Origin of the sequence: Mesorhizobium sp. M7D.F.Ca.US.004.03.1.1 (assembly GCF_003998635.1) — a bacterium.
Classification (GTDB): domain Bacteria; phylum Pseudomonadota; class Alphaproteobacteria; order Rhizobiales; family Rhizobiaceae; genus Mesorhizobium; species Mesorhizobium loti.
On record NZ_RZQG01000217.1, the window covers coordinates 1 to 7703 of the forward strand.

7 protein-coding genes are annotated in these 7703 nt (G+C 63.2%); 4 read left to right on the forward strand and 3 right to left on the reverse strand.

Features of this window, described 5'->3' with window-relative positions; all coding sequences use genetic code 11:
* Together EN935_RS14600 and EN935_RS14605 are read left to right on the forward strand one after the other, a co-directional pair.
* Window positions 1-338: aldo/keto reductase (locus EN935_RS14600; protein ID WP_164771131.1), on the forward strand; the 338-nt coding region annotated here is incomplete at its 5' end.
* A 158-nt stretch (window positions 339-496) separates the two neighbouring features.
* Entirely contained in the window at window positions 497-931 is a 435-nt protein-coding gene (locus tag EN935_RS14605; RefSeq protein WP_109660882.1) for a peptidylprolyl isomerase, read from the forward strand.
* A 154-nt stretch (window positions 932-1085) separates the two neighbouring features.
* On the opposite strand, the gene EN935_RS14610 is transcribed toward EN935_RS14605, so the two are convergent.
* Entirely contained in the window at window positions 1086-3128 is a 2043-nt protein-coding gene (locus tag EN935_RS14610) for an ABC transporter ATP-binding protein/permease (protein ID WP_127263358.1), read from the reverse strand.
* A gap of 236 nt (window positions 3129-3364) precedes the next feature.
* Here EN935_RS14610 and EN935_RS14615 point away from each other — a divergent pair, with 236 nt between their 5' ends.
* The gene (locus tag EN935_RS14615; protein WP_127263357.1) at window positions 3365-3952 is read left to right on the forward strand and encodes a DUF308 domain-containing protein; all 588 of its coding nucleotides are present in this window, start codon (window positions 3365-3367) and stop codon (window positions 3950-3952) included.
* A gap of 175 nt (window positions 3953-4127) precedes the next feature.
* Entirely contained in the window at window positions 4128-4706 is a 579-nt protein-coding gene (locus tag EN935_RS14620) for a TetR/AcrR family transcriptional regulator (protein ID WP_109660876.1), read from the forward strand.
* A gap of 98 nt (window positions 4707-4804) precedes the next feature.
* Here EN935_RS14620 and EN935_RS14625 read toward each other — a convergent pair whose 3' ends face one another.
* Together EN935_RS14625 and EN935_RS14630 are read right to left on the reverse strand one after the other, a co-directional pair.
* Complete coding sequence (locus EN935_RS14625; protein WP_164771132.1) at window positions 4805-6739, reverse strand: AI-2E family transporter; 1935 nt, start codon at window positions 6737-6739, stop codon at window positions 4805-4807.
* Window positions 6740-7058: 319 nt separating this feature from the next.
* Entirely contained in the window at window positions 7059-7493 is a 435-nt protein-coding gene (locus EN935_RS14630; RefSeq protein WP_127263355.1) for a hypothetical protein, read from the reverse strand.
* Between the last annotated feature and the right edge of the window lie 210 nt (window positions 7494-7703).

The window sequence follows — 7703 nt, forward strand, 5'->3', positions numbered from 1 at the left end:
CCGAAGGCGTTTACCGCCGCAACGACCCGCGCTACCAGGGCGAGAACTACGACGCCAATGTCGAGGCGGCGGCCAAGGTGCGCGACATTGCGACGGCCCGCCGCGTCAAACCCGGACAGATAGCACTGGCCTGGCTGCTGGCGAAGGGCAACGGCTTCGGCCTCGACATCGTGCCGATCCCCGGCACCAAGCGGATCAGACATCTGGAGGAGAACGTAGCCGCCGCATCGCTGATGCTCGACGCCACTGAGATGGCCGCGCTCGACGAGGCGCTCGCGCCGGGAAAGATCTCCGGCCCGCGCTACACCGAGCGCGCCATGGCCATGGTCGATCGGTAAGAGGCGCTCTGGATAATCAATCGGCATTTTGGGTTTACATCGGCAGCCAGGCACCTAGTTTTAGGGTTTCGCGCCGTGCACCTGAGTGCGTGGATGATCGAGAACGGGACCGTGAACCTCAGCCGGCCCCCTCAAAAACTTCCGAAAGGATGACTGCTATGACACAGGCCAAGAATGGCGACACCGTGCGCATCAACTACAATGGACGCCTAGTCGACGGCACTCAATTCGATGCCTCCGGCAGCGAACCGCTGCAATTCACGCTGGGTGAAGGACAGGTAATCTCCGGTCTTGAAACCCATGTCGAGGGCATGGAGGTGGGTGCGAGAAGCACCGTCACCGTTCCCGCCGACGCCGCCTATGGCCCCCACCGCCCCGAAGCGGTCGTGACCATCGACCGCGCCAAGGTGCCAGACAACATCAACGTCGATATCGGCACTCGATTGCAGGTCAGAACCCGCGACGGGCAACCCATGCCGGTAACAGTCGTCGAAGTGGACGACGCCAGAGTCAAGCTCGACGGCAACCATCCACTGGCCGGGCAGGATCTGGTGTTCGACGTTGAACTGGTCGAGATCGTAAAGGCGGCGTAGCTGTCCATGCGGCCAAGGCCGCGGTGGCTATGATTTCGGGTGACGCGCTCCGCCGAAGGTTTCGGCGGCGCGCCCTGCTTCCCCGCTTGGGGCGGCTCGGTGGCGTAGATTTATCGGCCGGCGTGACTACGTCCGAGGTCCACTCTGTTGAAGCTCACGCTTGCCTTTTGTTGCGCGTGCCGGAGCCCCACAGCGCGCGCCGGAGCAGGTTGCGCCTGCCCTTGCGCTGTCCCAGGTCGACATCGCTGACGAGCTTTGCCCCGCCCGCGCGACGCTCCAATGTGATCTTGCGACTGTGGAAGGCCTCCAGCTCGGCGCGATGCGCCACGCTTATGATGGTGACGTCAGGCAATTCGCGGATCATAGTCTCCATCATCTTGTCCTGGCTCTTCTCGTCGAGCGCCGAGGTCGCTTCATCCAGCACGACGATGTCGGGGCGGTGCAGCAGCAGGCGCGCGAAGGCGAGGCGTTGCTTTTCGCCGCCCGACAGCGTCTGGTCCCATGGCGCTTCTTCCTTGATCCTGTCGGCAAGATACGCAAGGCCCACCTTGTCGAGGGCGGCCTTGATCTGTTTGATCGTCCACTTATCCGACGCTGCAGGATAGGCGACCGCGCGGCGCAGGGTCCCCGAGGGGATGTAGGGACGTTGCGGCAGCATGAACAGACGCCTGCCGGCGTGGAAATTGACGCCGCCGCCGCCCCACGGCCACAGGCCCGCAATGGCCCGCACCAGCGTCGACTTGCCTGAGCCGGATTCGCCCGCCACCAGCACCCGCTCACCCGGTTCGATCGCAACCTCGGTCTCCTTGACCACGGAGGTGCCGTCGTCCAGCGTCACCGCGAGATTGTCGAGGACGAGCATCGCACCGTCATCGGTTTCGCCGTGCTGGATGCGCCCAAGCGCGTCGCTCTGCTCGGCACGCTCGAGCCCGTCGAGCGACATCATCAGCGAGGCTATGCGCCGTGCGGAGGCGTTCCAGTCGGCAAGACGCGGGTAATTGTCGACCAGCCATCCGAAAGCGCCTTGCACGATGCCAAAGGCAGACGCTGCCTGCATCACCTCGCCAAGCGTCATTGAGCCTTCGAGGAATTTTGGCGCACACAGCAGGATCGGCACGACCGGCGCAAACAGGCTCGATCCCTGCGACACCGCCGCCGTGCGCATATGCTGGCCGGTCAGCAGCGCCCATTGCCTCAGCACATGGCCGAAATTCCTGTCGATGCCGCTGCGCTCCTCCTCCTCGCCGCCCAGCAGGGCGATGCTCTCGCCGTTTTCGCGCACGCGCGTAAGCGTGTAGCGCAGTTCGGCCTCCGCCTGGTTCTTCCGCTCGGAGAGCTGGACGAAATTGCGACCGATGACCACCATCGAGGTCGAGGTGATGGCGGCATAGATTACCGCGGTGATGACCAGGAACCCGGGAATGGTGATGCTCTCGCCGCCGATCGGCAGGGTGAGCGCGCCGCCGATGGTCCACAGCACGACGATGAAGGTCGAGGCCGACAGAAACGCGTTGAGGACGCCGGAGATGAAATCGACCGGCGACTCTGTGGCGATGCGCAAATCCTCGGTCATGCGGGCCTCGGGATTCTGGTGGTCGCCACCGACGAGGTTCAGCTGGTAGTAGCGGCCGCTTGCCAGCCAGCGCGCGATGACCGCGGTGGTCAGCCAGGAACGCCAGCGGCGCTGGATCGTCATGCGCAGGTAGACCTGCGCGACGACAAGGCTGCCGCTGCAGATCACCAGCGGCACGAAGACGGCGCTGAGGAAATAGACGCTGCCGGCGTTGCGCTGCTCGAGGGCATCGAACATCGAGCGGTTCCAGACATTGATGCCATACTGGAAGCCGATATTGATGCAGATCAGCAGCAGCACCCCGATCGTCAATGGCCAGGCCAGCCGGTCGCCGCGCCGGCTCCAGTAACCGCGGGCGCTGATCCAGAAACGCCGCAGCAAATATCGCTTGCGCGCCTGCTCCGCCTCCTCGGGCGTCAGTTCTGGATCGGGTTCGACGGCATCGGGTGGCGGCGCGGCCTGTCCGTCGACCTCGGGCGCGGGCTGGCTGTCGACTTCGGGCGCGGCATGCCCGTCGGCCTCGGGCGCGGCTTGGGCGGCCGATGCCTTTTTTTGGCGCGATTTTCCAGCCCCGCGTGGCTTGGCGCCGTCGACCGATTTCGGCTTGAGTTTGGCCCCGGACATAAGGCCGATAACGGCTTAAAAATCAAAAGGTTTCATGACGTCCGATCGAGATCCGGCAGCCACGCTCTTCTGGCGCTGCGGTGCAGCACAGTTTCGCCCAGGGCCTCCCGCGGCCTCTGGCAACGGCCCGCCCTCGCACGCAGCCAAACTTACTCGATGAGCGGTGAAATCGGTTGACCAAAGCTTGTCTACCTTCTAGTAGGTAGATTGCTATCAACCAACATTGGAAAATCGGTATGCCTGTTCAAAACACCGCCACCCTCGCCCAAGCTTCCAACACATGGCTCAAAAGCTATTATTTTGTCCGGTTCGGCGTTTCCGCGGCATGGGTCGCACTGGCCTTTACCCTCGCCAAGACCATGCCGCCGTTGGCCGCGATCATGCTGGTGGCGTATCCTGCCTGGGACGCCCTTGCGAATGTCGTCGATGCCCAGCGCACCGGCGGATTGAACCGCAATAAGTCGCAGCTGCTGAATTTTGTCGTCAGCGTGCTTGCCACCTTGGCGGTCGCTGTCGCGCTAACCAACAGCATGAACGCAGTGCTCGCGGTCTACGGTGTCTGGGCTGCTCTATCTGGCCTGTTTCAACTGATTACCGCACTGCGGCGCTGGAAGACCACCGGCGCGCAGTGGGCGATGATCTTGAGCGGCGCTCAATCGGCACTGGCCGGCATCTTTTTTGTGAAGATGGCCGGCGGCGTTGAAGATATCGGCATCACGAATGTCGCGCCCTACGCTGCGTTCGGCGCTTTCTACTTCCTGGTGTCGGCAGTGTGGCTGACGGTCACCGACATCCTTCGGAGGTCACCGCGGATCGCCAGCTAGATGCGTCTTGAAGAACTGTTGATCTGCTAACGAGTGGTGCGCTGCCCTTCCTGGAGGACGGCGCATCTCCCTTCAAAAGAGATTGGCGGTCAAGCCGCGCTCCTGTTCCGCTGGCTCGGACAAACCTTGCGAGGACCGGCAAAATTTCCTACCTCAACTTACCGGAAGGGTGACAATGAACACTGCATTGAGTGACACCGCGAGCAAACTGGTTGGCGGAGCCGCCCAGCTGATCATGCGTGTCGGCTACAACGGCTTCAGCTATGCCGACCTGTCGGAGCGCTTTGGCATCCGTAAGGCCAGCATTCACCATCACTTCCCCTCCAAAGTCGATTTGGTCGTAGCAGTTGTCGAACAAGCGCGCGCCGGTATCCGAGCCCAGAGTGCGGCACTGGAGGAAGGTTCGCCGGCACTGGATCAGTTGCGGTTTTATACAGGGTATTGGGAGCGCTGTATCAAGGATCAGTCCGCTCCCTTCTGCCTGGCTGCCGTGCTGGCGGCCGAATTCCCGGGTCTGCCCGAAGAGGTGGCAGTTTCCGTCCGCGGTCATTTCGTCGACCTCGGCAAATGGCTGGAACGGCTTTTGGAACTTGGTGTAAAGCAGGGGGCAGTGCATCTCGAGGCATCCCCCGAGGTCGAGGCGCAAGCTTTCATGGCGACCGTATACGGAGCCATGCTTGCCGCCCGGGCGTTCGATGACCCGGAGCGGTTCAACGTGATCGTAGAAACGCTTTTTCGTCGCATCCGCACCTGACGATGCCAATAGCGGCGCCGAGGCGCAAAGCGGCCATGCGCGCCTTCCACCTCTGAGGATGTGTTTCGGGGCCGAACTCGATCATTCCGAGTTTCGACCTAACTCGCCGCCGCCGCCGCAACCTTCTTGGGGGCCGCCCGCTGTCGCCGCATGCGGCGTTTGGCGATGAGCTTGAGGGCAACCGGCGGCTCGTTTGACAGCGCGCCCACTACCGCGTCGACCATGCCATGCGCCACGAAATCGGCGTTCATGTCCTGGGCCAGCTTGGCCGCCGTTTCCTTGTCCTCAGCAGCGGTCTCCGACCAGAACACGATTCCCACCCGAAGTGCAGCCTTCGCGCGCTTCAGCCGGCGCACCAGAAAGCGGGCGTGCTTGACGGAATCCCGGTTCAGGAAGCCGACCACGACGGTGTCGACGGTTTCGAGGTCGAGGCGGCGGATGTTGGCGGGTTCCATATCGGCAAAGCCGGCCTTCGACACTGTCGCGCCCTGGACTTCCAGCCCCTGCGCCAGCATCGCGGCGGCGGCATCGTCGAGCTCGCCACGCCCGCCGGCGCAAAGCACTGACATGCCGGTGCCGTCGGGCAATTCGGTCTCTTCCTCGCCGCTGGAATCGCCATCGTCGTCCCCCTCTGCGACCACGTGCGGCTCCTCCTCCTCGCTCGCTTCCTCCTGCGCGCTGTCGTCGAGGTTGGCCACCAGCGTCAGGGCACTGGCCGCCAGCTGCCGTCTTTGCAGGTCGCCCATGACGCCGCGCACCCGGTCGCGCTCGCCCAGTAGCAGTGCCGGTATGGCGACCTTGTCGTAGAATTCGACGAGATATTTCTCCTCCAGCATCTCCTCGGCGTGGTCGGTAGCTTCTTCGGGATCGCCGGCCAGCAGCCGCTGGTAGAGGCGCGCATGGGGTTCGAGCACGGGCTCGTTGCCGAACAGCACGTCGAGGAATTCAAACTGCGGCACGTGCCTGCCCAGCACCACCAGGCAGACGGTGAGCGGCGTCGACAGGATCAGCCCGAGCGGCCCCCAGAGCCACGTCCAGAAAATCGCCGCGACGATGATCGCCAGCGGCGACAGTCCGGTTCGCGAACCGTAAAGCCAGGGTTCGATGACGTTGCCGGTGATCAGCTCCATCACCACGAACAGGGCGGCCGTCCACAGGACGAGCGACCAGCCCGGCGCCACGGCCAGCGCCAGGAACAGCGGCAAAAGCATGCCTATGATCGGGCCGATATAGGGAACGAAACGCAGCGCCAGCGCCAGCAGCCCCCACAGCAACGCATTCGGGATGCCGAGGACCCAGAGCCCGATCGCGATCGGTATGGCGTAGACGATGTTGACGACCAACTGCATCAGCAGATAGCGGCCCACCCGCTTGCCGGCATCTTGAAGCGCCTCGGTGGTGCGGTGGAGGTCGCCGTAGCCGACAAGCCGGATGAAGCGGTCGCGCAGATCCTCCCGCTCGAGCAACATGAAGATGACGACGACGATGATCAGCCCGGCCGACGCGAGCGGGCTGATCAGCGGCCCGACTATGTTCTGCAGGACCTGGAGCGGCCTTTCGCGCGCGACGATCTCGACGGGCACCGGCTCGCGCGGCGGCTTTTCCGGGGTGGCGGCCGGCAGCGAGGCGTCCTGCCTGTCGATCTCCTGGCCGACCCGCTCGACCACCTGGCTCAATCGGGCAATGATCCCTCCCCCGACCCCGGTTTCCTTGAGCGAACGGATCTTGGTCAGGATGTTGGTCTGGTAGACCGGGATGTTCTGCGCCAGTTCGCTGACCTGCGTGGCGACAATGAAGGAGAACAGGCCAAGCGCCGCGAAAGCGCCGAGCACGCTGGCGATGACGGCGGCAATCCGGGGAATGCCGACCTTTTTGAGCACCGAGACAAGCGGCGCGAGCGCGAAGGTCAGCAACAGCGCAATCGCGATCGGCAGGAAAACCTCGCGCCCGAAATACAGCGCCGCCACTGTGGTGACGGTGGTTGCCACGTTGGGCAATGCGGTTCGCGGGCGGGGCGCGACGGCCGAAAGCATGTCCTCCGACCCATCAGCCGGAGACGCCATGCCGTTTCGACGATTGGCCACGCGATGTCTCCCCCTGCCACGCCGCCATGATCCGGCATATTGAGCCGGCGTGCAACTTTCTCAGTCCATCAGCGAGCGTTCCCATGTTCGACGCGATGAGATCGGCTCGCTCGACATCGTGTTCGGCGAGATCACCGCTGGTAGCCGATAAGCGGCACCGTCCAGAACAATCGACAGGAGGCGGACAGATCCACTGCCGCCTCATCGTTCTTCAAGCAGTCGTTCAGCCGACACCGTGCGCGATGTTTACCAGCCGGAGCATCGGCCTTCAGTGCAGAAACGTTCCTCGCAGCCACGCGAAGAAACCGGATCTTCCCGACATTGCCGCGCGGACACGGGATGCGGCCCATCGTGCCGGCATCGTGGCGCCGACATGGCAATGGCAGACGATTTCGTGGAGTTGCCAATCGGTCAGCTCGAAGAAGCGCTTGGCCTCACCGTAGGTATCCTCTTTCAAGCCCAGTGCGCGAAAGATCGTATCTTCGAAAGCAACTGTGATCGGTGATCCCGCGGAACGCATCCTTTCGCGCATCTCCACAGATTGGTATTCGGTCCCCGCCAGCGCCCCTAGGCACCTGTTGGGATTTTGCTCCAGAAGCTGCGCCCAACGTTCGAGGCGTTCTCCTCGAGTCGCGACAAGATAGGTTGCCTCGGCGTGGACGTCGGCAACGGCATGCAGTTGGTCAACGGTTTGATGCTTCACGGACGCCTCCTATTCAGCAGCTGAATTCGCTCAGCCTTGAATGGAATTATGGCGCTCCGTGAGGTCGACAAGAGCCGGAAATGCACGCTACGACGATTCATTTTTGGGCGGCGTGGCTGCTCGGCGCACGAGGCCAGTTCACTTGGCCCCGTCCGGCTTTTTGTTGAAGATCGTCAGCAGGTCCATCGGCAGCGGAAACACCACCGTCGA